Below are 21,331 nucleotides of genomic sequence, written 5' to 3'. Positions count from 1 at the left end.
TGCGAGCGTCCGGTCGCCGTGGGCATGGCCGGAAGTCACTTTCTGCGGTGCGATGTCGCGGGAGAACGCCGCCCCTCGGCGTGGATCGCAGCATGCGGCAATCGTGCCGGGGCTGCCAGTGACAGATGTCATCCGCTGCAGTTGACGCGCCACACTGGGCGGCGGCCCCGTCGCGGCGCAGCCTAGACGCTCCTTGCCATTCCGGGAGCGTCCCATGTCCGATCACGATGCGTTGCCGCTGGCGCAGCTCAGCGGCGTCCACAAGCGCTACGGCGCGCTGGTTGCGCTCGACGGCGTCGACCTGCAGTTGCGCCGCGGCCAGTTGCTGGCGCTGCTCGGCGCCAACGGTGCCGGCAAGAGCACCGCGGTGAGCCTGCTGCTCGGGCTGCAGACGCCCGACGCCGGCAGCGTGCGCCTGTGCGGGCAGGATCCGCGGTCGTTGGCGGCGCGCCGCCAGGCCGGGGCGATGCTGCAGACCGCCGGGCTGCCGGAGACGCTGCGCGTGGGCGAACTGCTGCTGCAGGCGCGCGGCTATTACCCAACGCCGCGCAGCGTCTCCGACTGCGTGGCGCTGGCCGGGCTGGACGGGCTGATGGCGCGCCGCTACGGCCAGTTGTCCGGCGGCCAGCAGCGGCGTGTGCAGTTCGCGATGGCGATCTGCGGGCGGCCGCAGGTGCTGTTCCTGGACGAGCCCAGCACCGGCTTGGACATCGAGGCGCGGCAGGGCCTGTGGCGGGCGATCCGCGAACTGGTCGCCGATGGCTGCGCGGTGCTGCTGACCACGCACTATCTGGAAGAGGCCGAGGCGCTCGCCGATCGGGTGGCGGTGCTGCAACGCGGCACGCTGATCGCCGAGGGCAGCGTCGCCGAGCTGCGCGCGCGCTTCGAGCAATGCACCATCCGCTGCCGTAGCGCGCTGCCGGCCGCGCAGGTGGCGCAGTGGCCGCAAGTGCGCCGCGCCGACACCCGCGATGGCGTGCTGGAGGTGGTCGCCGAGCCGGCCGAGCCGGTGGTGGCGCGGCTGCTCGCCAGCGATCCAGCGCTGCAGGCACTGGAAGTCCGCCGTGCCGGCCTCGCCGACGCCTTTCTCGCCATCACCCGTGCGGAGGCTGCATGAACCCGATCGATCTTTCCGTTGCCCCGCCGGCGGCCGCCTGGTCGTTGCGTGACCAGTTCGCGCTGCTGCTGCGCGAAATCCGCTACGAGGTGGTGCGCTGGCTGCGCACGCCATCCTTCGCCTTGCCGACGCTGCTGTTCCCGCCACTGTTCTACCTGCTGTTCGGCGTGCTGCTCAATCATGGGCGCCACGATGCGGCGGTGTACCTGATGGCCAGCTACAGCGTGTTCGGGGTGATGGCGCCGGCCTTGTTCGGCTTCGGCGTCGGCCTGGCGCTGGACCGCGAGCGCGGGCTGTTGGCGCTGAAGCGGGCGATGCCGGTGCCGCCGCTGGCGCTGCTGCTGGCGCGCACCGCGCTGGCGATGGCGTTCGCGCTGGCGATCGGGGTGCTGCTGCAGGCGCTGGCCGCACTGCTTGGCGGGGTCATGCTGACGCCGACGCAGCGGATCGGGCTGCTGCTGGTGGACGTGCTGGGCACGCTGCCGTTCTGCGCGATCGGGCTGGCGCTGGGTGCCTACGCCGGCGGCAGCGGCGCGCCGGCGCTGGTCAACCTGATCTACCTGCCCATGGCGTTCCTGTCGGGGTTGTGGATCCCGCTGCAGCTGCTGCCCGCGTGGCTGACCACGCTGGCGCCGCTGTGGCCGTCCTATCACCTGGGCCAGCTGGCGCTGCGCGTGGTCGGGCAGGGCGACGGCCATGGCAGTGCCGGCCATGTCGCCGCACTGCTGGCGGTGACGGTAGTGTTCTACGCACTGGCGCAGCGGCGCCTGCGCCGCGGCTGATGGTGCGCCCTGCCGATCCCGGCGCCGCCGCGCGGCTCTGCGCGCCGGCGCCGGCGCCTTCGCTAAGCTATGCGCCGCGGCAGCCGTGCCGCCCTGGGAGCCCGACGTGATCGCCTTGCTGCACGCCTCGCCCGACTCGTTGATCGCCCGCCGCATCGGCTGGAGCTCGGCCAAGTCCAGCACCCACTGGTTCGTGTGGCTGTCGCTGGTGTGGTCGATCTGGCTGTTCGTCACCCCGTTGTACGAACCGCACTACTTCCGCAACTGGGTCGTGCCGACCCTGGCCAGCTATGCGGTGTTCCTCGCCTTGTACTACGTGGCCTATTACCGCCACCGGCGCTACCTGCCCTGGTGCGTGGCGGGCATGACGGCGCTGGCATTGGTGCTATTGCCGTACAACCCTGGTGCGCAGTGCTACATCATCTATGCCTGTGCGTTCCTGGCGTTCTGCCTGGAGCCGGTGCGTGCGGTGGTGGTGATGCTGCTGGTACTGGCGGTGTTCGCGCTGGCGTGGACGCTGCGTGGCTGGTCGCCGCTGTACATGGTCAGCGCGGTGGTGGTGGGCCTGTCGGTGGGGCTGATGAACATCAGCTTCGAGCGGCGTGCGCGCGGCGAGGCGCGACTGCGCCTGAGCCACGAGGAAGTGCGGCGCCTGGCGGCGGTGGCCGAGCGCGAGCGCATCGGCCGCGACCTGCACGACCTGCTCGGCCACACCCTGTCGCTGGTGGCGCTGAAATCGGACCTGGCCACGCGCCTGCTCGCCCACGACGCCGCCGCAGCGCAGCGCGAGATGGAGGAGGTGGGCCAGGTCGCACGCGAGGCGCTGGGCCAGGTGCGACGCGCGGTCAGTGGCATCCGTGCGGCGCAGCTGGCGGCGGAGATCGCCTCGGCCAAGCTGCTGCTGGAATCGTCGGGGGTGACCTTCCGCTACCAGGTCGAGGCGTTGCCGCCGTGCCCTCAGCTGGAGACGGTGTTCGCGCTGGTGCTGCGCGAGGCCGCCACCAATATCCAGCGGCATGCCTCTGCCCGCAACGCGCAGCTGCGGCTGTGGTGCGAGCGTGGCCAGGCCTTGCTGGAACTGCGCGACGACGGCCGCGGCGGCGCGCTGCAGCCGGGCACCGGGCTGAGCAGCATGCGCGAGCGGCTGGAGGCGGTGGGTGGCAGCCTGCGCATCGCCTCCGAGCGCGGCCTGGGCACCTGTCTGGTCGCCGCCGCGCCGTTGCCGCGGGCCGAGGTGGCCGTGCCGGAGGCCACACTGGCGCCGCGGACGCAGGCCCCGGCGGACCAGGACGCTGCGCTCGGCTGAGCGCCGGCCCGGGCCGGGCACTACAATGGGCCGACAAGGACCGGGGGGTGCCGTGATTCGTTTAGTGCTGGCGGAGGACCAGGCGATGGTGCGCGGTGCGCTGGGCGCACTGCTGGGCCTGGAAGCGGATCTGGATCTGGTCGCCAGTGCGGCCGATGGCGAGGCCGCCTGGCGCGCGCTGCAGGCGCATGCGCCGGATCTGCTGGTCACCGACATCGAGATGCCCGGCCTCAGCGGCCTGGAACTGGCCCAGCGGATCCAGCGCCAGCAACTGCCGGTGCGCGTCATCATCGTCACCACCTTCGCCCGCCCCGGCTTCCTGCGCCGCGCGCTGGACGCAGGGGTCGGCGGCTATCTGCTCAAGGATGCGCCGCCGCAGCGGCTGATCGAGGCGATCCGCCAGGTGCACCGCGGCGGCCGCGCGATCGATCCGGAACTGGCGCTGGAAGCCTGGTCCGAGGCCGACCCGCTCAACGACCGCGAGCGCCAGGTGCTGCGCCTGGCCGGCGAGGGCGCCTCGGCCGGCGATATCGCCACGCAGCTGGGACTGTCGGCGGGCACGGTGCGCAATTACCTGTCCGAGGCGATCGGCAAGCTCGGGGTCGGCAACCGCATCGAGGCGGCGCGGCTGGCCCGGCAGAAGGGCTGGCTGTGACGCCACACTCGGTTCGGCCCGGAATTTGCATGGCTCCCTGCGCTTGACTGCGCAGCGCCGTGCGGGGTGCGCGCGGCCTTCCCTCCTTCCCACTGGCCGACGCCATGCCTTCCACCACGATCAACCGCTATGGCGTGCCGCTGGCCTTGCTGCTGCTGTTGGGCATCAGTGGCGGGGTGCTGGTGGGCAGCGAGCGCTTCCTCGACGATGCCGCCGCGGTGCAGCGCAGCCACCATGTCATCGCCGAGATCAATGGCCTGCAGCTCAACCTCGCCGACTGCGATGCCTCGCTGCGGGGCTTCCTGCTGCTGGAAACCCGCGAACACCTGGTCGACTTCCAGCAGTGCCAGCGCGCGCTGCCGCCGCGGCTGCAGCAGCTGGCCACGCTGCTGCAGGGCAAGCCGGCCCAGCAGCAGCGGCTGCAGGAGGTCCGGGCCCAGATCCAGGCGCGCATGCGCGACAGCGCGCGCGCCGTGGCCCGCTTCCAGGGCAAGGACGCGGGCCTGCTCAAACCCGACCCCGAACGCGCGCGGCACGGCCGCGCGCTGTCGCAGGCGATCCGTCGCAACACCGACAGCATGGTGCGCAGCGAACGCGCGGCGCTGGCCAGCAGCGCCCGCTCCACCGCCGCCAACGCCGACCTGCTGCGCCGGCTGGCGGTGGTCGGCATCCCGGCGGTGTGCGCGCTGACCCTGGGCCTGTACCTGCTGCTGCGCCGCGAGATCGGCCGCCGCAGCCAGGCCGAGCAGCGCGGCCACCATGCCAATGCGCTACTGGTGGGCACCGTGCAGCAGATGCAGCGCACCGAACAGGATCTGCGCACACTCAATCGGTGCAGCCGTGGGCTGCAGAGCTGCGTGCAGCAGGACGAGGCGGTGGAGGTCGCACGGCAGGCGCTGGAACGCCTGCTCGGCGACGCCGGCTGCAGCGTGTACTGCACCGACGCGACGGGCGAGCAGGCCGTCTGCGTGGCCCACTGGGGCGAGGATGCGGTGTGCGCACCGGCGCTGACGCTGAGCGGCTGCGAAGGCCTGCGCCGCCGCGCCACCCAGATCCAGCGGCCGGGCGCAGCGCCGGCCTGCGCGCACGCCGCCGGCGCCACGCGGCATGGCACCTGCGTGCCGATGATGGTGCAGGGCGAGCCGCTGGGGCTGATCCACCTGTCCAGCCGCGATCCGGGCTTGCTCGAACGGCTGCACCTGGTGGAGGTGGTGGCGGAGCAACTGGCGATGGCGCTGCACAACTTGCAACTGCGCCAGCGCCTGCAGATGCAGTCGATCCGCGATCCGTTGACCGGGCTGTACAACCGCCGCTATCTGGAAGAATCGCTGGTGCGCGAGCTGGCCCGCTGCGAGCGGCGCGACCAGCCGCTGGCGCTGATGATGCTGGACCTGGACCACTTCAAGGCGCTCAACGACCGCCTCGGCCATGCCGGCGGCGACGCCTTGCTGGCCGCGTTCGGCCAGTTGCTGACCGGGCTGGTGCGGCCGGAGGACATCGCCTGCCGCTACGGTGGCGAAGAGTTCACGGTGATCCTGCCCGGCGCCAGCGCCGCCGCCGCGCAGCGTCGCGCCGAGCAGATCCGCGCCGCGGTGGCGGCGCTGCAGGTGCAGCACCAGGGCCAGGCGCTGCCGCCGGTGACCGTGTCGATCGGCGTGGCCGCCTATCCGGACCATGGCGGCAGCACCGAGGAACTGCTGCGCTGCGCGGATGCGGCGCTGTACCGCGGCAAGCGCAGCGGCCGCAACCGCGTCGCCGCCGCCGGCGATGTGCCGCTGTGCGTCGTCGAGGCCTGACCGCGCTGGCTCAGAACGACCAACTGAAGCTCAGCGCGCCGCTGCGCGGTTCGCCCCAGGCGCCGTAGCCGTAGATCTGCGCGTAGTAGCGCTTGTCGAGCAGGTTGTTGAGGTTGAGCTGCACCGAGAACGCCGGCGACAGGCGGTAACGCGCAAAGGCGCTGACCAGCGCGTAGCCGCTCTGCTCGAAGCGGCCATAGGTGGGGTCGACGTAGTAGATGCGGTTCTGCCAATTGACGCCGCCGCCGAAGGTCAGTTCGCTCAGGCTGCGTGGCGTGTAGCTGCTGTAGAGCTTGAGCGTGGTCTGCGGCAGCTGGCTGTTGATGTCCGCGCCGGCAACGTCCTTGGCGACGTAGCGCGAGGCGCCGAAGGTCGCGTTCCAGCCCGGCGCCAGCTCACCGTTGAGCTCGAGTTCGAAACCGCGGCTGACCGTGCCCTGCGCGGCGACGTAGGCGGTCTCGGTGGTGCCTTGCACGAATCCGGCAGTGGCCTGGGCGACGTTGTCCTGGTCAATGCGGAACACCGACAGCGCGGCGTTGAGGCGGTCGTCGAACCAGGCGCCCTTGATCCCGGCCTCGTAGCTCTTGCCGATCACCGGGTCCAGGTAGGCACCGGTGGCGGTGCGCGCGGTCTGCGGCTGGAAGATGTCGGTGTAACTAGCGTAGACCGACCAGACGTCGTCGAGCGTGTACACCAGGCCGGCATAGGGCGTGGTCTTCTCCTGGTGCAGCACATAGCCCACCCCGCTCTCGGCGCCGTCCACCTTCCAGTCGGTGTAGCGCGCGCCCACGATCAGCTTCAGCGGATCGGCCAGCGACAATCGCGCCGCCGCATAGCCGGCCTTCTGGGTGACGGTGCCGCGGCTGAACTCGCTGATCGGCGACCAGGCCGGTTCCGGATACGCACCGGTCCAGCCCAGGTAGCTGGGCAGCGGCCCGGGGAAGTCGAACGCGCCGGTGTTCACGTAGCGGCGGCGGTTGTAGCTGAGCCCGGCCATCAGTTCGTGTTCGCGCCCGCCCAGTTGGAACGGGCCTTCGGCGTAGGCATCCAGGCCGTCGACCTTGCGCCCGATGATGTAGTCGCCCGAATACGGCACCACGCCGGCGCCGGTCTGCCGGTCGAAACCGTAGATCGTGTAGTACGGGTAGAACAGCTTGTCGGTGACGTCGGTCTGGTCGTGGGTGGCGTTGAGCTTGAGCTGCCAGCCGTTGCCGAAGGCGTGCTGCAGGGTGGCGAAGGCGCGCTTGCTGGTGGTGTCCCAGAACGTCCAGTCCGCGGCCGGGTTGAACCAGCGCGGATAGTCGGTGCGGCTGCCGTCGGCGTACCACAGCGGGAAGCCGCCCCAGGTGACGCCGTCGGACTGCTTGTTCTGGTAGTCGTAGCCCACGCTCAGCTGCGTGTCCGGGGTCAGGTCGGCATCGATCACCGCATAGCCCAGCGACTTGCGCTGGCTGTAGCGCTGCACGTACGAATCGGTATCCAGGTAGCTGCCGATCACCCGTGCGCGCACCGTGCCGCTGGCGTTGAGCGGCGTGGTCACGTCGACCGTGGAGCGCGTGCGGCCCCAACTGCCGGCGCTGACGGTGACGCTGCCGGTCAGTTCGGCGCTGTCGGCGTGCTTGCGGATCAGGTTGACCGAGGCCGAGGGGTTGCCGGCACCGGTGAGCAGGCCGGTGGCGCCGCGCACCACTTCCACGCGGTCGTACAGCGCAAGGTCCAGCGCCGAATCGCCGTAGCTCCAGTTCTGCACCATCGTGGTCGGGATGCCGTCGAACTGGTAGTTGTCGATGTAGAAGCCGCGCGCGTAGAACTCGAAGCGCTCGCTGTCCGAGCGCGTGCTGGACACGCCGGTGGTGTTCTCCAGCACGTCGATGATGTCGTCCAGGCCCTGATCCTCGATGCGCTGGTGGCTGATGATGCTCACCGACTGCGGGATCTCCCGCGGCGCCAGTTCGAAGCGCGTACCGGCACTGGTCTTGCGCACGCTGTAGCCCTCGGCGCGCTCGCCCTTGACGCTGATCTTGTCCAGGGTGGTGACGTCGCGTTCGGTGTCCTCGGCGCCGTCTGCAGCGGCCGCGTTCGGTGTCGCGGCGAACGTCGGCACGGCGGCCAGCAGGCAGGCGACGGCAAGGGCCGAACGGTGCGGGAAACGGCAGGCGGGGGCAACACGGGACATCGTGGACTCCAAGGCAGCAGGCATGGCCATCGCCGGCGCGGACGCAGCGCCGGACGACGATCGGATGGTGAGCTGGCTTGGCGCGGGCGCCCGCAGGCCGGCGTGGCGGCTGCGGACCATCGGCGCTGGCTGGCGCGGTCGCGGCGCCGGATTCCCATGGGGGCGACCGGCGCGCGGGAAGAACTGGGGGCGGACGAGCGTGCCCGTCCGCCGGCAAGTGTAACGGCGGCCCGACGCCGGGACCATGTCGTTGCCGACACAAATGCCTGGCGCGGCCCTGCAGGGCGACCCCGCGGCGGCCGCTGCGCGCGAGCGGGGCCAGTGCGGCGCGGCGGCGGTGCCTGCGTGCGCGGCAGGCGGCGCTCGCGCGGCCCCGCCTGCGTGTCCGGGGGACTACGTCTGGTCGTGCGGCGCGACTGGCGTCGCCGGGCCGCGCGCCATGCTCGAAAACACGCCGTCGCGGCGCACCCAGGCATGGAACAGCGCCGCGCACAGGTGCGCCAGCACCGTCGCGAACAGCAGGTAGGCCAGCCAGCCGTGCGCGCTACGCAGCCAGGCGTACAGCGCCGGGCTGTGCGGGGTGATCGGCGGCAACTGCATGCCCGGCCACAGCACGATCGGGTAGCCGCCGGCCGAGAGCATCGACCAGCCCAGCAGCGGCATCGCCAGCATCAGCGCGTACAGCAGCCAGTGCGAGGCATGCGCGGCGGCCTGCTGCCAGCGCGGCAGGTCGGACGGCAGCGGCGGCGGCCGGTGCCGCAGGCGGTTGCCCAGGCGCACCAGCGCCAGCAGCAGGATGGCGATGCCCAGTGGGCGATGCAGGTCCAGCAGCCAGGGCCGCTGCGACACCGAGGCGACCATGCCCACGCCGACGAACAGCATGGTCAGGATCATCGCCGCCATCAGCCAGTGCAGCACCCGCGCGGGCAGGTTGAAATGCGCGGAGCGGTCGTCGCGGTTCATTGCGCACCTCCGTGCGGCGCGCCGGTGGCATCGGGGGCCTGGCCGTGGGCGATCTCGCGCTCGCGGCGGTTGAAGGACTGCGAGTACACCGCCGAGCGCGCGGCCAGGATCGGATCGTCCGAGCCGGCGATGCCGCGCGGCAGGATCAGCGGATCGTAGTTGAGGTCGCGGCACGGCCCGGTGGCCTGCGGCTCGGCATGGTCCAGCACCAGGGTGCCGGCGACCACCTGCTGGCGGTCCTGCGGCCACGGCTGCGACGGGTCGTCGACCGGGTCGCCGGGCGCGGCCACGGTCAGCACCAGGTCCCAGCGCAGCGGCCCGCGTGCCAGCCGCGCCTGCAGGTCCTCGCTGAGGAAGTCGGCGTCGGCCTTGGCGCGTTGCTCGGCCGACAACGGCGCGAACGGGGTCTGCGGGCGCATCGACCAGCGCACCGCATGCGTGCTGCCGTCGGCGGCGGTGAAGCGGAACGCGTTGACGCCGTTGTACTGGGTGTTGGCCCAGCTGTTCGACCACGGCGCGGTCTTGGCCCATTCCTGGAACTTCTTCGCCTCCGGGTAGCGCTGCACGAACGCCGCCATCTTCGCCGGGTCCGGCTTGCCGGTGGCCGGGTCGGGTTGTGCGGCCAGGGTCTGCGCCATGAAACCCTCGGGACTGGCGACCACGAAGAACGGGAAGCTGTTCATCGCCGTGCGCCATTCCTGGCCGTCGTCGCTGCGCAACTGCAGGGCCATGCTGCGCACGCGCGCCGCACCGTCTGCGCCGTGCGGGTCGCCGCCGCCGATCGACAGGCGGCCCAGCACCGGCACCGACGATTGCGCGAACACCCGCGCCGAGGACAGCGCGCTGCCCTGGCCGTTGCCCTCGAAATGGCCGCTGACGCACACGCCCTTGCTGTGCGCGCGGCGGAAGCCCGGATGCGGCGGGCCGCCGGCTTCGATGGCGTCGGTCATGCGTTGCGCGGTCAGCCGTTGCGGACCGCCCAGCCAGCCGGCGCTCCAGGCGAAGGCGGCGGCGAGCACGGCGGCGATCGCGGCGATGCCCGCCAGCGCCAGCCAGGGCCGCCGCGGTGGTGTGGGATCGGGACGGGACATGGGGCGGCTCCTGTGGCGATGGCGAGGGAGGGACGCGGTCGGGTGCGTGGCAGGCGCTAGCAGACACGGTCGGGCATGAACGCGGTGCAGTCGTGGCGGGCGGCTGCGCGCGGTCGGCCGCCGTAGCGTGCCATGAGCGGCGGGGTGGCACGACCACGGCGGCATCATCGACGCTGCGCATAGAATCGCCGCATCTTGCGGGCAGGAGTCGGCGATGGCCGGTGCGATCGGGTGGGTGCTGGTGGGGCTGGCGTTCCTGGCGCTGGGCGGGGACTCGATCGTGAAAGCGGCCTCCGGCCTGGCCCAGCGCTGCGGCGCCTCGCCGTTCGTGGCCGGGTTGCTGCTGGTGGCCTTCGGCACTTCGCTGCCGGAACTGGCGGTCAATGTGCGCGCCTACGCGGCCGGCGCGCAGGATCTGGCGCTGGGCAACGCGGTCGGCAGCAACCTGGCCAATCTCGGCCTGACCCTGGGCCTGGCCGCGCTGGCGGCGCCGCTGCTGCTGCGTACCCGCCTGCTGCCACCGCTGCTGGTATTGCTGACCCTGGCGACGCTGGCGCTGATCGGCTTCGGCCTGGATGGGGCGATCTCGCGCGTGGAAGGCGTGGCGCTGCTGCTGGCCTTCGTCGGCGTGGTCGCGTTCCTGCTGCTGCGCGCGCGCCACGAGCCGGCCGCGCGCCAGCTCGGCGTGTCCGGCTACGCAGTGACCCGCACCGGACTGGTGCTCAACCTGCTGCGCTTGCTGATCGCCATCGTGCTGTTGAACGCCGGCGCCAACCTGGTGGTGACGCATGCGCCGCAGCTGGGTGCGGCCTGGGGCCTGTCGCCGCTGCTGGTCGGCCTGCTGCCGGTGGCGATCGGCACCGCGCTGCCGGAAGCGGCCGCCGCGGTGGCCGCGGCACGCCGTGGCCAGGGCGACATGGTGGTCGGCCACGTGCTGGGTTCGAGCCTGTTCAACCTGCTGGTGGTGATCGGCGGCATGGCGGCGCTGCGGCCGCTGCCGTTGCCGGCCTCCTTCGTGCGGCTGGAGCTGCCGGCGGCGATCGCGCTGGCCGTGGTGCTGTACCCGATGCTGCGCGGCGACATGCGCTTGAGCCGCGGCGAAGGTGCGGTGCTACTGGTGGCGTTCCTGGCCTGGGTGGGCCTGGAGTTGGCGTTGGTGGCTTGAGTGCCGAGAGTGGGGATTCGGGAGTGGGGATTGGAAAAAGCGGCTGGCTTCAGTCGGAGGAGCGGCTTTAGCCGCGACGGGCGTTCCCGGTAAAGCCTGTCGCGGCTAAAGCCGCTCCTACGCAGACCTGCGCGCTCAGCGCTCCTCCGGCTGCTCCGGCGGCGGCAGCCCTTCCTGATCGGCGTGGTCGCTGCCCGGCACCTGCGGGCGCTGTTCCAGCATCAACGACAGCGCCGCCTTGGCCATCATGTGCGCGCTGATCGGCGCGGTGATGAACAGGAACGCGGTGATCAACAGTTCGCGCGGCTGCGGGTCCTGGCCCAGGAACAGGTGGTAGCCGACCGAGGCCAGCAGCACGCAGCCCACGCCCAGGGTGCTGGCCTTGGTCGGCGCGTGCAGGCGCTTGAAGAAGTCCGACAGCTTCACCAGCCCCAGCGCGCCGACCAGGATGAAGAAGCAGCCGACGATCAGCAGCAGCGACAGCCCGACCTGCAGTGCGGCGATCATTCGACGATGTCCCGGCGCAGCACGAACTTGCTCAGCACCACGGTGCTGCCGAAGCCGAGCATGGCGATGATCAGCGCCGCCTCGAAGTAGACCGGCGAATCCAGGTACATGCCGAACAGCATCAGCTCGGCGATGGCGGTCACCGACAGCGTGTCCAGCGCCAGGATGCGGTCGGGCACGGTCGGCCCGCGCAGCAGCCGCCACAGCGCCAGCAGCATCGCCAGCGCCACCACGTGCATGCATACGACGATCGTGGTCTCGATGAACATGTGGCTGGTCATGGGAAGATCTCCATCAACGGCGCCTCGTAGCGCGTCTTGATCTGCCGGATCACGGTCTCGGCATCGTCCAGGTGCAGCACGTGCACCAGCAGGTACTTGCGGTCGTCCGACAGCGCCGCCGACACCGTACCCGGAGTCAGGGTGATCATGCTGGTCAGCGCGGCGATGCCGTGGATGTTGGCGATGTCGAGCGGCACCCAGATGAAACCGGGGTGGATCCGTTTCTCCGGGCCGAGCACCTGCAGCGCCACCACCACGTTGGAGCGCACGATGTCCCAGGCGGCCACGCACAGCATCTTGGGCACCGAGCGCAGCGAGCCGATGCGCGCGAACTCGCGGTCCAGGCGCGCGGCGAACAGCGGCACCGCCACGCCCAGCATCGCGCCCAGCAGCAGCTGGCCGAGACTGAAGCTGTCGCTCATCAGCAGCCAGAACGCGGTGACGGTCAGGCTCAACGGCCAGGACGGGAACAGGCGGCGCGACCAGGGACGGGCGGACATGTCAGGGCTCCCGCAGGATCGGCGCGGTGCCGCGCAGCTGGGTGGTGTAGTCGGCCGGGCGCAGCAGTTGCGCGGCGGCGGCCTCGCCGTAGCGCAGCAGCGGCCCGGCGGCCACGGTCATCGCCACGCCGTAGCCGAGCAGCAGCACGGTGGCGGCGGTTTCCAGCGGCCGCGCCGGCGCCTTGCGCGGGGCCGGGCGCGGCAGCTCCACGGTATCGTCCTCGGCCGTCTCCTGGTCGCCGGGCACGCGCCAGAACAGGCGCACGCCGCCGCGGGTCAGGCCCATGATCACCATCAGGCTGCTGAGCAGCACCGCGGCCCACACCGGCCCGGTCAGCCCGCCCGGCGTCGCGCTGAGGATCGCCACCTTGGCCAGGAAGCCGGACAGCGGCGGCAGCCCGGCCACCGAGATCGCCGCGATCAGGAACAGCACGCCGGGCACGGTCTTGCCGGGCAGCGGCGCGATGATCTCCTTGCGGTCGCTGGCGCCGCCGCGGCGGCGCCGGATCAGGTCGGCGATCAGGAACAGCGCCGCGGCGACGAAGCTGCTGTGCGCCAGGTAGTACAAGCCGGCGCCGAGCGTGCCGGGCGCATCCAGGGCGAAGGCCACGAACAGCGTTGCCGCCGACACGATCACCAGGTAGCCGATCAGCACCCGCAGGCGCACCGCCGCCAGCACGCCCAGCGCGGCCAGCAGCAGCGTCGCCAGGCCCAGCCACAGCAGCCAGTCGCGGCCATAGCCGTCCAGCGCCTGCGCCTGGTTGCCGAGGATCAGCGTGCTCACCCGCAGCACCGCGTACAGGCCGACCTTGGTCATGATCACGAACAGCGCCGCCACCGCCGCCGGCGCGCGTGCATAGGTTTCCGGCAGCCACAGGTACAGCGGCAGCAGCGCGGCCTTGGCGCAGAACACCAGCAGCAACAGGCCGAACGCGGCCTTGATCAGCGCCACGTTCTGCGGCGGCGCCTGCGCCACGCGCTGCGACAGCTCGGCCATGTTCAGCGAGCCGAGTAGCGCGTACAGCAGGCCCAGCGCGATCAGGAACACGGTGGAGGAGGTGACGTTGAACACCACGTAGTGGAAACCAACGCGCAGGCGCAGGCCGCGCCCGCCGCTGAGCAGCAGGCCGTAGGAGGCGATCAGCATCACCTCGAAGAACACGAACAGGTTGAACACGTCGCCGGTCAGGAACGCGCCGTTGAGGCCGACCAGCTGGAATTGGAACAGCGCGTGGAAATGCGGCGCGCGCCGGTCCCAGCCGGCGCAGGCGTGCAGCAGGCAGGCGCCGGCGAGCAGGGTGGTGGTCGCCAGCATCCACGCCGACAGGCGGTCGGCCATCAGCACGATGCCCAGCCGCGAGGGCCAGTCGCCGAGCAGATAGGCGTGGACCTGGCCGTCGCTTACCTGCACGCACAGCGCCAGCACCGTCGCGGCCAGCGCCGTCATCGCGGTCCAGGCCACCACGCGGCGCACCTTGCGGCCATAGCGGCGGTGCTCCACGAACAGCGACAGCGCCGCGCCGAGCAACGGGATCAGGATCGGCAGGATCAGCAGATGGGTCATGGCGCCTGGCCCTCGGTCGGATCCTGGTGCGCATCGACGTGGTCGCTGTGGTTGTCGCCGCGGCTGCGCATCGCCAGCACGATGCTCACCGCGGTCATCGCGAAGGCGATCACGATCGCGGTCAGTACCAGCGCCTGCGGCAGCGGATCGGCGTGCTCGGCCAGGGTCGGGGCGACGCCGTCGCGCAGCACCGGCGCCTTGCCCTGCACCAGCCGGCCGCCGGCGAAGATCAGCAGGTTGGTGGCGTAGGACAGCACGGTCATGCCCAGGATCACGTCGAAGCTGCGCGCCCGCAGCAGCAGGTACACGCCCACCGCGGTCAGCACCCCGATCGCGCTCGCCAGTGCCAGTTCCATCAGTGCATCTCTCCGGTGATGGGCGAACGCTGCGCCGGGTCGATCTGCCCGCGCTGCGAGTCGCGGGTGCGCGAGGGCTTGATGGTGCCCATCATCGACAGCGACAGCATGGTCCCGCCGAACACCACCAGATACACGCCGGTATCGAAGATCAGCGCACTGGCCAACGGCACGCTGCCGATCAGCGGCAGCGCCAGGTCGAGATGGCCGCTGGTCAGGAACGGCACCCCGAACAGCATCGAGGCCATGCCGCCCAGCGTGGCCAGCAGCAGGCCCAGGCCGATGCAGCGGATGTAGTCGAAGCCGAAGCGCGACTCCACCGAGGCCGCGCCCTGGATCACGTACTGCATCAGCAGCGGCACCGCCAGCACCAGCCCGGCGATGAAGCCGCCGCCGGGCGCGTTGTGGCCGCGCAGGAACAGGAAGATCGACACCGTCAGGGTCAGCGGGAACATCAGCTGCGCCAGGTCGGCCGGCACCGGCAGCTTGATCGGCGGCCCGGGCATCACCTTCTCCGGCGCCATCCGCGCGCGCCGCAGCAGCGCGTGCACCACCAGCGCGGCGATGCCGAACACGGTGATCTCGCCGAAGGTATCGAAGCCGCGGAAGTCCACCAGGATCACGTTGACCACGTTGCGGCCGTAGGCTTCCGGCAGCGCGCGCTGCAGCAGCTCGCCGGCCATGGTCGTTGCCGGCCGGGTCATCACCGAGTACGCCAGCAGCGCCATGCCGCCGCCGGCGACGATCGCCAAGGCCGCATCGCGCCAGCGGCGCCAGCGCCGCGGTTCCGGCGGCGAGGCCTTGGGCAGGTAGTTCATGCCCAGCAGCATCAGCACCAGGGTCACCATCTCCACCAGCAACTGGGTCAGCGCCAGGTCCGGTGCCGACAGGAACACGAACACCAGGCTCACGCCCAGCCCGCTGCCGCCCAGCACCAGCACCGCCAGCAGGCGCTGGTGGTACAGGAACAGCGTGGACAGCGCGCAACTGAGGATCAGCAGCCACAGGCCCCAGCCCAGCAGCGGCATGCCCTGCGGCGCCGGCCACTGCTGCCACAACGGTGGCGCGTTCAACAGCGGCGCGGCCACCACCACCACCGCGGCCAGCACCAGCCAGCGCAGGCTGCGTTGCAGGCTGCCGTTGGCGAGCACGCGGGTGAAGCGCGCGGCCACGCCGAACAGGGTCTGCACGTGCCAGTGGAACACGCGCTTGCCCAGCGAGTGGCGCACCTCGGTGTACAGCGCGGTCAACCGGCGCAGGCCGAAATACAGCGCCACGCCGCCGACCACGCCGGCGATGCTCATCGCCAGCGGCGCGTTCCAGCCGTGCCAGACGGCCAGGCTGTAATCGGGCAGTGCATTGCCGAGGATCGCGCCGGCGGCGCTGCGCAGCACCGGCGCCACGGTCAGCGCCGGCACGATGCCGACCGCCACGCACACCAGCACCAGGATCTCCACCGGGATCTTCATCCAGCGCGGCGGCTCGTGCGGCATCGTCTCAAGATCGCGCGGACCCTTGCCGAAGAACGTCTCGTAGACGAAGCGCAGGCTGTAGGCCACGCCGAACACGCCGGCCAGCAGTGCCGAGGTCGCGGTGAACAGGCGCATCGCCGCCGGGCCGTCGGCGCCCAGCGCCTCGGCGAAGAACATCTCCTTGGACAGGAAGCCGTTGAGCAGCGGGATGCCGGCCATCGACAGCGAGGCGGTGATCGCCAGCGCGCTGGTGATCGGCATCCAGCGGCGCAGGTTGCCGAGCCGGCGCATGTCGCGGGTGTGGGTCTCGTGGTCGATGATGCCGGCGGCCATGAACAACGAGGCCTTGAACACCGCGTGGTTGAGGATGTGGAACACGCCGGCCACCACCGCCATCGGCGTGGACAGCCCGAACAGCATGGTGATCAGGCCCAGGTGCGAGATCGTGGAATACGCCAGCAGGCCCTTGAGGTCGTGCTGGAAGATCGCGAACCAGGCGCCGGTGAGCAGGGTGACCGCGCCGATGCCGCTGACCGTGTAGAAGAACAGGTCGCTGCCGGCCAGCGCCGGATGCAGCCGCGCCAGCAGGAACACGCCGGCCTTCACCATCGTCGCCGAGTGCAGGTAGGCCGACACCGGGGTGGGCGCGGCCATCGCATGCGGCAGCCAGAAATGGAACGGGAACTGCGCGCTCTTGGTGAAGATGCCGAGCAAAACCAGCCCCAGCGCCCACGGATACAGCGGGCTGGCGCGGATCACGTCGCCGGCGGCGAGCACCGCGTCGAGCTGGTAGCTGCCGACGATGCGCCCCAGCAGCAGCACGCCGCCGAGCAGCGCCAGGCCGCCGCCGCCGGTGATCACCAGGGCCATGCGCGCGCCGTCGCGCGCGTCCTGGCGGTGCGACCAGAAACCGATCAGCAGGAACGAACTGATGCTGGTCAGTTCCCAGAACACCATCAGCAGCAACAGATTGCCGGCGATCACCATGCCCAGCATCGCGCCCATGAACAGCAGCAGATAGGCGTAGAAGCGCGCCGCGTTCTCGCGCGCGCTCAGGTAGTAGTGCGCGTACATCACCACCAGCGCGCCGATCGCCAGCACCAGACCGGCGAACATCCAGGCCAGGCCGTCCAGGCGCAACGAGAACTGCAGGCCGATCTGCGGCAGCCAGGCGTGGTCGGCGCGGACGATGCCGCCCTCGAGCACGGTCGGCGTCAGCGCGCCCAGTATTGCCAAGCCCGCCAACGGCGCCAGCGCCGCGGCCCAGGCCAGGGTGGCACGCGAGCGGTGGCGCAGGGCAACCACGGCCACTGCCATCAGAAACGGCAAGGCCAGCAGGAGGTCGAGGGCTGGGATCATGCAGGGAATACGAGATTCGCGAGCAGGAGCCCGAGTGTAACAGGCGCGTCACGGCGTTGGCCGGCGCGGAAACGAAAGGCGTGCACGGTCATGCGCACAGCATAGCCGCAGGCAGGTGATGTGCCTGCGAGTACGCGTTGCATGGGGCTGTCGACTGCCGACTGTGCAGGGCGTGCGCCATGCGTGTGGCACGAGCGTTGCCGTGGGTGGGCATGTTCTGCAGCGGAGGTGCCTGTCGCTCTCGATGCGGGCGCGTGCGGCGTAGGGCGAGGGCGCCGTGAGCGTGGCGATCGTGGGTGATTGCGTATGCCAGCGCCGCGTAATCGCGCGCCTCCATCCGCCGTGGCGTGCTGTGCAGCGGCCCGATCCCGCATGCTCCCGGCCGCAAACGGCCGTGCACGCACTATTCTGTGTCGATGACAGATTCGCCTGCCGCTGCGTCCGCTTCCCCTCCGTCCGTCGCCTCCCCGCGCGTCGCGCTGGTGTTCGGCGGCAGCGGCCAGATCGGCGAGCGCCTGCTGCACCGCTTGCTGGCCGACGGGTGGGAGGTGCATGCCTACTCCCGTCAGACGCGCGCGCCGCAATCCGGCCTGCACTGGCATGCCGGTGAACTCAGCGCGCTGCAGGCGCCGCCGGTGGCGGCCGACGTGGTGTTCAGTTGCGGGCCGCTGGACGCCTTCGCCGACTGGTACCGGCGCGCGCCGGTCGCCGCGGCGCGCGTGGTCGCGTTCGGCTCCACCAGCCTGGAAGTCAAGCGCGACTCGCTGGATTCGGCCGAGCGCGACGTCGCCCGGCGCCTGCGCGAGGCCGAGGCCATCGTGTTCGCGGTCGCGGCCGAGCGCGGCGCGGCGGCGACGGTGCTGCGGCCGACCCTGGTCTACGGCGCCGGCCGCGACCGCACCCTCAGCGCGATCGCGGCACTGGCGCGGCGCACCGGCTGGTTCGTGCTGCCGCGCAGCGCCAGCGGCCTGCGCCAGCCGGTGCACGTGCAGGACCTGGCCGACGCGGCGCTGGCGGTGCTGGCGCATCCGGCCACGCACGGGCGCAGCTACGCCCTCGGTGGCGGCGAGACGCTCACCTATTGCGAGATGGTGCGGCGGGTCTTGGCCGTACTGCGTCCGCCAGCGCGGTTGCTGACGCTGCCGCATGCGCTGTTCGCGTCGGCGCTGGCGCTGGCCCACGCCTGCGGCCGCCTGCAGGGCATGAACCGCGCCGCGCTGCAGCGCATGCGCGAGGACCTGACGTTCGATCTGCAACCGGCGCGGCGGGATTTCGGCTACGCGCCGTGCGCCTTCGCGCCGGATGCGGGGATGTTGGGCCTGGACCTTGGGGACACGGCGAAGCAGGGCTGACGCCGCGTCGCGCGCACGCGTCAGCTGGGTGCGGACGGCGCGCAGGCGCCGCGGCGAACGAGGGGAGGAAGGTCCGGGCAGCGTCCGCGCGTACCCGGCGGCTGTGCTGCGGTGTGGGGCGGCCGCGCTCAGTAGCGCCAGTGCATGCGCCGGTACAGCTTGGCCAGCACCCAGGCCGGGCCGATCAGCAGATAGGTCAGGTCGGTGAGGAAGCTGGGCCGGTGGCCTTCCAGTGCGTGCCCGATGAACTGCGCGATCCAGGCCACCACGAACACGCCGATCGCCAGCCACAGCAGCCCCTGCAGGCCCAGGTGCGCCTCCAGCAGCCGGCACAGGCAGCCGCAGAAGAAGAACGCCGCCAGCATGCCGTAGCCCAGCGGACGCGACAGGCGGTTGTAGTACATCCACGCCGCGAACATGCCCAGCGCCGCCCACAGCCCGCTCTGGAACCAGGTGCCGCCGACCGGGATGCACCACAGCAGCGCCACCACAGACCACAGGATCGCCGGCACGGCGACCACGTGGATGCGCTGGTTGGCGGCATTGCGGTGATCGTCGGAATAACTGGCGAAATAGCGGTCGATCGGGCGCGCGTAGGCGGTGGTATCCATCTTCCCTCCCAGGAACCGGCCCAGCATAGCGCCATCGTCGGTGCGATGCGGAGACACCGGGCCGCGCATCCGGCGACGCCGGCAGCCGTTGCCAGCAGCACGGACGCCTTGCCCGTTTGCTGGTCGCGCCCGATGCCGTCCATGTCCTCGCCCAGCACAGCACGCATGCAGCCGTCCCAGCGGAGCGACCTTCGGGGGCCTCCAAAAACGTCGGGCAATGTCCTGTGTGAGCGGCGTCAGCCGCGACGGGCTTTACCGGGGACGCCCCGTCGCTTACATAAGGCAGCTTGCATCTGGTTCGATCGTGCCGGATGCAGGGGATGAGAGGTGCTTTTTTCGTTTCGACGAACGGTGTCTGCGATGCGTCGGCCGCCTGAGCGGTCGTCGCAGGCAAGCGGTGGAGTCGCCGAGCAGGGGCGATCGCGCTGTCGGCACGACCGCCCCGCCACGGCCTGGCGGCTCAGGCGCGCGCCATGCTCCTGTTCGTCTCCTGCTGCTGCTCGCGCTGCCCCGACTCCTGCTGCTGTGCGGACTGGTGCGCCAACTGCGCGCTGGTCTGCTCCAGCGGTGGTGCCGGCTGCTGCAGGTCCACCACCGCACGGAAGCCCGGCGTGGTCCCGGCGACGAAGGCCTTGTCGTTGGCGACATTGACCTCCTTCAGCTTGTCGGGGCTATCGATCCCGGCCTGCTTGGCCTGCAGGGTGAGGTTGGCTACTGCCTCGTTCGACAGCTTGGCGTGCGGCGGATTGGCCTTCTCCGCACCGCGATCGGCTTCCGTGCGCATCTTGTCGTACAGCGGCGTATCCGGATGCCCCGGCTCGCCGAGCTGCGGACCCTTCGCCGGCTTGGCCTGCGCCTGCTCGGCGGCCGCCAGCCCGGCCCGGGTATCGCGGCCGACGATGCCGTCCTGGGTGAGGCCGCGCTGTTTCTGCAAAGCCGTTACCGCCTCGTGGGTGTTGTCCCCGAAGCGGCCGTCCTCGGCCAGCGGACGGCCTTGCGCGTCGCGGATGCCGAGGCGGTTGAGATGCTGCTGCAACTCGCGCACCTCCTGGCCGTGGTCGCCTTGGCGCAGCGTGCCATTGCCATGCTGCGCCTGATCGCGGCCATGCGCGTCGACCTGCTGGCCGCGGTTCCACCACGTCTCCGGACTGACCGCCTTCCCGTTCGCATCGTGCATCTGGTAATGCACGTGCTGCGCGTACTGGTTCGCCCCGTTCGGGCCACGTCCGCCCATGGTGCCGATCGCATCGCCGGCGCGCACGGTATCGCCTTCTTTCACCGAGCGCGAATCCAGGTGCAGGATTTCGTGCGAATTGCCCTGCGCGTCGCGGATTTTCACCGTGCCGTACTGGCCGCCGGAGAAGGTCACCGTGCCGGAGATCGGCGCGTGCACCGTCGGATGCTGCCGGTTGATGCCGGTTTGGCCGCCTTCGTAGTTGAAGTCGGTGCCGCCGTGCGGACCGCGGGCGCGGTGTTCGCCATAGTGCCCGGTGATGTGCGGATCGACCTTGCCCTGGCTCGGCAGCATGCGCTCCATCGTCTGCTGGAAGTTGCTGTGAGACCCCCCGGCGTTAGCGGTAGCCGGCCGATGGCCCTGCGTGGGTGCAGCGACGGCTTCACCCAGCCGTCCCGTGGCCAGGTTCTGCATCAATTCGGGTGTCAGCGTTCGTTGCCAGTGCTCGAAGCGCCTCTCGCGGTCTGCCAACCCGTTCGGCGGGTTGGCTCCGTTGATGGCGGCACCCGCGTCTCGGGCGCTGTTGCGCTGCTCCTCGGGTACTTTCTGCTGCCAGTACCAGGTGGCGATGCGCGAGGCGTTCTCAGGCTGAGATGCCAACTCTGGTCGATTGACCAGGTCCAGACCCAACGCCTCGCCAGCCGCGCTGTACTGTGCCTTGCCGGTCAATTGCATGTAGCCACGGCCGTGATAGAGATAGCCGTCCCCCGGCTGATCATTGCCGAGATCCCGGCGATTGCCGTACATGAGTTCGCCGAGCCGTTCGGGCCGGCCCCTGAGTGCCTCGATGCGCGCGCTTTCCAGTGCCTCCGGACCTTCGCGCAAAGCAGAACGCACGTTGGCAGTGATTTGTCCGATTCCCTTGGTGTAATTGAAGCTTTCCTCAAGCCTGGAAAGGCCGCCGGATTCATGGCCCACCTGCGCCATAAAATTCGCCAGTTCCCTGGGCTGTGTGATGCCGGCCGCGTATGCGGCGCGGAGCATCTGGTTCTCTCTGTCTGTTGCCATGGTGTAGCTCCTCATTTCTCAGCAACGTGATGGACG

At 70.7% G+C, this 21,331-nt stretch carries 18 protein-coding genes; 7 read left to right on the top strand and 11 right to left on the bottom strand.

All coding sequences use genetic code 11. The features are described from left to right. Positions 1 to 214 precede the first annotated feature (214 nt). The 5 genes from QN245_RS20005 to QN245_RS19985 all read left to right on the top strand — a co-directional run bounded on the left by QN245_RS20005 (position 215) and on the right by QN245_RS19985 (position 5,656). A complete protein-coding gene (locus QN245_RS20005; RefSeq protein ID WP_317844020.1) occupies positions 215 to 1,117 on the top strand; it encodes an ABC transporter ATP-binding protein in 903 nt (300 codons plus the stop codon). Further along, a complete protein-coding gene (locus tag QN245_RS20000; protein WP_317844019.1) occupies positions 1,114 to 1,899 on the top strand; it encodes an ABC transporter permease in 786 nt (261 codons plus the stop codon). The genes QN245_RS20005 and QN245_RS20000 overlap by 4 nt, the downstream gene beginning before the upstream one ends. Positions 1,900 to 2,005: 106 nt before the next feature. Then, positions 2,006 to 3,205 (top strand): sensor histidine kinase, encoded by a 1,200-nt coding sequence (locus tag QN245_RS19995; protein ID WP_317844018.1) that lies wholly within the window; start codon positions 2,006 to 2,008, stop codon positions 3,203 to 3,205. 52 nt (positions 3,206 to 3,257) lie between these two features. Beyond that, positions 3,258 to 3,860, top strand: a complete 603-nt coding sequence (locus tag QN245_RS19990) for a response regulator (protein WP_160966361.1) — start codon at positions 3,258 to 3,260, stop codon at positions 3,858 to 3,860. Between the two features lie 104 nt (positions 3,861 to 3,964). Continuing rightward, positions 3,965 to 5,656, top strand: a complete 1,692-nt coding sequence (locus QN245_RS19985; RefSeq protein ID WP_317844017.1) for a sensor domain-containing diguanylate cyclase — start codon at positions 3,965 to 3,967, stop codon at positions 5,654 to 5,656. A gap of 10 nt (positions 5,657 to 5,666) precedes the next feature. Here QN245_RS19985 and fhuE read toward each other — a convergent pair whose 3' ends face one another. From fhuE to QN245_RS19970, 3 genes are all read right to left on the bottom strand, one after another. Beyond that, on the bottom strand, positions 5,667 to 7,832 hold the full coding sequence (gene fhuE / locus QN245_RS19980; protein WP_317844016.1) for a ferric-rhodotorulic acid/ferric-coprogen receptor FhuE: 2,166 nt from the start codon (positions 7,830 to 7,832) through the stop codon (positions 5,667 to 5,669). A 393-nt stretch (positions 7,833 to 8,225) separates the two neighbouring features. After that, complete coding sequence (locus QN245_RS19975; RefSeq protein WP_317844015.1) at positions 8,226 to 8,795, bottom strand: cytochrome b; 570 nt, start codon at positions 8,793 to 8,795, stop codon at positions 8,226 to 8,228. Next, entirely contained in the window at positions 8,792 to 9,886 is a 1,095-nt protein-coding gene (locus QN245_RS19970) for a catalase family peroxidase (RefSeq protein WP_317844014.1), read from the bottom strand. Before QN245_RS19970 ends, QN245_RS19975 begins: the two co-directional genes overlap by 4 nt. 214 nt (positions 9,887 to 10,100) lie before the next feature. On the opposite strand from QN245_RS19970, the gene QN245_RS19965 reads away from it, so the two are divergent. Next, positions 10,101 to 11,051 (top strand): calcium/sodium antiporter, encoded by a 951-nt coding sequence (locus QN245_RS19965; RefSeq protein ID WP_160966387.1) that lies wholly within the window; start codon positions 10,101 to 10,103, stop codon positions 11,049 to 11,051. Between the two features lie 135 nt (positions 11,052 to 11,186). Here the strand turns inward: QN245_RS19965 and QN245_RS19960 are convergent, their stop codons facing one another. From QN245_RS19960 to QN245_RS19935, 6 genes are read right to left on the bottom strand one after another with little or no spacing between them, the layout of a single operon-like run. Continuing rightward, positions 11,187 to 11,558 (bottom strand): Na+/H+ antiporter subunit G, encoded by a 372-nt coding sequence (locus QN245_RS19960; protein WP_184644998.1) that lies wholly within the window; start codon positions 11,556 to 11,558, stop codon positions 11,187 to 11,189. Next, on the bottom strand, positions 11,555 to 11,839 hold the full coding sequence (locus QN245_RS19955; RefSeq protein WP_017908201.1) for a K+/H+ antiporter subunit F: 285 nt from the start codon (positions 11,837 to 11,839) through the stop codon (positions 11,555 to 11,557). The genes QN245_RS19960 and QN245_RS19955 overlap by 4 nt, the downstream gene beginning before the upstream one ends. Continuing rightward, a complete protein-coding gene (locus QN245_RS19950) occupies positions 11,836 to 12,339 on the bottom strand; it encodes a Na+/H+ antiporter subunit E (RefSeq protein ID WP_160966393.1) in 504 nt (167 codons plus the stop codon). Before QN245_RS19950 ends, QN245_RS19955 begins: the two co-directional genes overlap by 4 nt. Position 12,340: 1 nt before the next feature. After that, positions 12,341 to 13,903, bottom strand: coding sequence for a monovalent cation/H+ antiporter subunit D (locus tag QN245_RS19945; protein ID WP_184644996.1), 1,563 nt, complete (start codon positions 13,901 to 13,903; stop codon positions 12,341 to 12,343). Continuing rightward, entirely contained in the window at positions 13,900 to 14,259 is a 360-nt protein-coding gene (locus tag QN245_RS19940) for a Na+/H+ antiporter subunit C (RefSeq protein WP_184449660.1), read from the bottom strand. The genes QN245_RS19945 and QN245_RS19940 overlap by 4 nt, the downstream gene beginning before the upstream one ends. After that, positions 14,259 to 17,090: a monovalent cation/H+ antiporter subunit A gene (locus QN245_RS19935; RefSeq protein WP_317844013.1), complete on the bottom strand. Its 2,832-nt coding sequence runs from the start codon at positions 17,088 to 17,090 to the stop codon at positions 14,259 to 14,261. The genes QN245_RS19940 and QN245_RS19935 overlap by 1 nt, the downstream gene beginning before the upstream one ends. A gap of 416 nt (positions 17,091 to 17,506) precedes the next feature. On the opposite strand from QN245_RS19935, the gene QN245_RS19930 reads away from it, so the two are divergent. Beyond that, positions 17,507 to 18,442 carry an NAD-dependent epimerase/dehydratase family protein gene (locus QN245_RS19930; RefSeq protein ID WP_317844012.1) on the top strand — a complete coding sequence of 312 codons (936 nt, stop codon included), beginning with the start codon at positions 17,507 to 17,509 and terminating at the stop codon, positions 18,440 to 18,442. Between the two features lie 128 nt (positions 18,443 to 18,570). Here QN245_RS19930 and QN245_RS19925 read toward each other — a convergent pair whose 3' ends face one another. Together QN245_RS19925 and QN245_RS19920 are read right to left on the bottom strand one after the other, a co-directional pair. Further along, positions 18,571 to 19,053, bottom strand: coding sequence for an Mpo1 family 2-hydroxy fatty acid dioxygenase (locus tag QN245_RS19925; protein ID WP_152236627.1), 483 nt, complete (start codon positions 19,051 to 19,053; stop codon positions 18,571 to 18,573). Positions 19,054 to 19,513: 460 nt separating this feature from the next. After that, positions 19,514 to 21,295, bottom strand: coding sequence for a peptidoglycan-binding protein (locus QN245_RS19920; RefSeq protein ID WP_317844011.1), 1,782 nt, complete (start codon positions 21,293 to 21,295; stop codon positions 19,514 to 19,516). Between the last annotated feature and the right edge of the window lie 36 nt (positions 21,296 to 21,331).

Origin of the sequence: Xanthomonas rydalmerensis (assembly GCF_033170385.1) — a bacterium.
GTDB lineage: Bacteria > Pseudomonadota > Gammaproteobacteria > Xanthomonadales > Xanthomonadaceae > Xanthomonas_A > Xanthomonas_A rydalmerensis.
This window is presented reverse-complemented; position numbering and strand designations above follow the sequence as displayed.

Bases quoted from the DNA above. Each gene is read 5' to 3' on its own strand.
- QN245_RS19960 (WP_184644998.1), bottom strand. From the start codon at position 11,558: ATGATCGCCGCACTGCAGGTCGGGCTGTCGCTGCTGCTGATCGTCGGC.
- QN245_RS19935 (WP_317844013.1), bottom strand. From the start codon at position 17,090: ATGATCCCAGCCCTCGACCTCCTGCTGGCCTTGCCGTTTCTGATGGCA.
- QN245_RS20005 (WP_317844020.1), top strand. From the start codon at position 215: ATGTCCGATCACGATGCGTTGCCGCTGGCGCAGCTCAGCGGCGTCCAC.
- QN245_RS19975 (WP_317844015.1), bottom strand. From the start codon at position 8,795: ATGAACCGCGACGACCGCTCCGCGCATTTCAACCTGCCCGCGCGGGTG.
- fhuE (WP_317844016.1), bottom strand. From the start codon at position 7,832: ATGTCCCGTGTTGCCCCCGCCTGCCGTTTCCCGCACCGTTCGGCCCTT.
- QN245_RS19965 (WP_160966387.1), top strand. From the start codon at position 10,101: ATGGCCGGTGCGATCGGGTGGGTGCTGGTGGGGCTGGCGTTCCTGGCG.
- QN245_RS19925 (WP_152236627.1), bottom strand. From the start codon at position 19,053: ATGGATACCACCGCCTACGCGCGCCCGATCGACCGCTATTTCGCCAGT.
- QN245_RS20000 (WP_317844019.1), top strand. From the start codon at position 1,114: ATGAACCCGATCGATCTTTCCGTTGCCCCGCCGGCGGCCGCCTGGTCG.
- QN245_RS19940 (WP_184449660.1), bottom strand. From the start codon at position 14,259: ATGGAACTGGCACTGGCGAGCGCGATCGGGGTGCTGACCGCGGTGGGC.
- QN245_RS19970 (WP_317844014.1), bottom strand. From the start codon at position 9,886: ATGTCCCGTCCCGATCCCACACCACCGCGGCGGCCCTGGCTGGCGCTG.
- QN245_RS19920 (WP_317844011.1), bottom strand. From the start codon at position 21,295: ATGGCAACAGACAGAGAGAACCAGATGCTCCGCGCCGCATACGCGGCC.
- QN245_RS19955 (WP_017908201.1), bottom strand. From the start codon at position 11,839: ATGACCAGCCACATGTTCATCGAGACCACGATCGTCGTATGCATGCAC.
- QN245_RS19930 (WP_317844012.1), top strand. From the start codon at position 17,507: ATGACAGATTCGCCTGCCGCTGCGTCCGCTTCCCCTCCGTCCGTCGCC.
- QN245_RS19945 (WP_184644996.1), bottom strand. From the start codon at position 13,903: ATGACCCATCTGCTGATCCTGCCGATCCTGATCCCGTTGCTCGGCGCG.
- QN245_RS19950 (WP_160966393.1), bottom strand. From the start codon at position 12,339: ATGTCCGCCCGTCCCTGGTCGCGCCGCCTGTTCCCGTCCTGGCCGTTG.
- QN245_RS19985 (WP_317844017.1), top strand. From the start codon at position 3,965: ATGCCTTCCACCACGATCAACCGCTATGGCGTGCCGCTGGCCTTGCTG.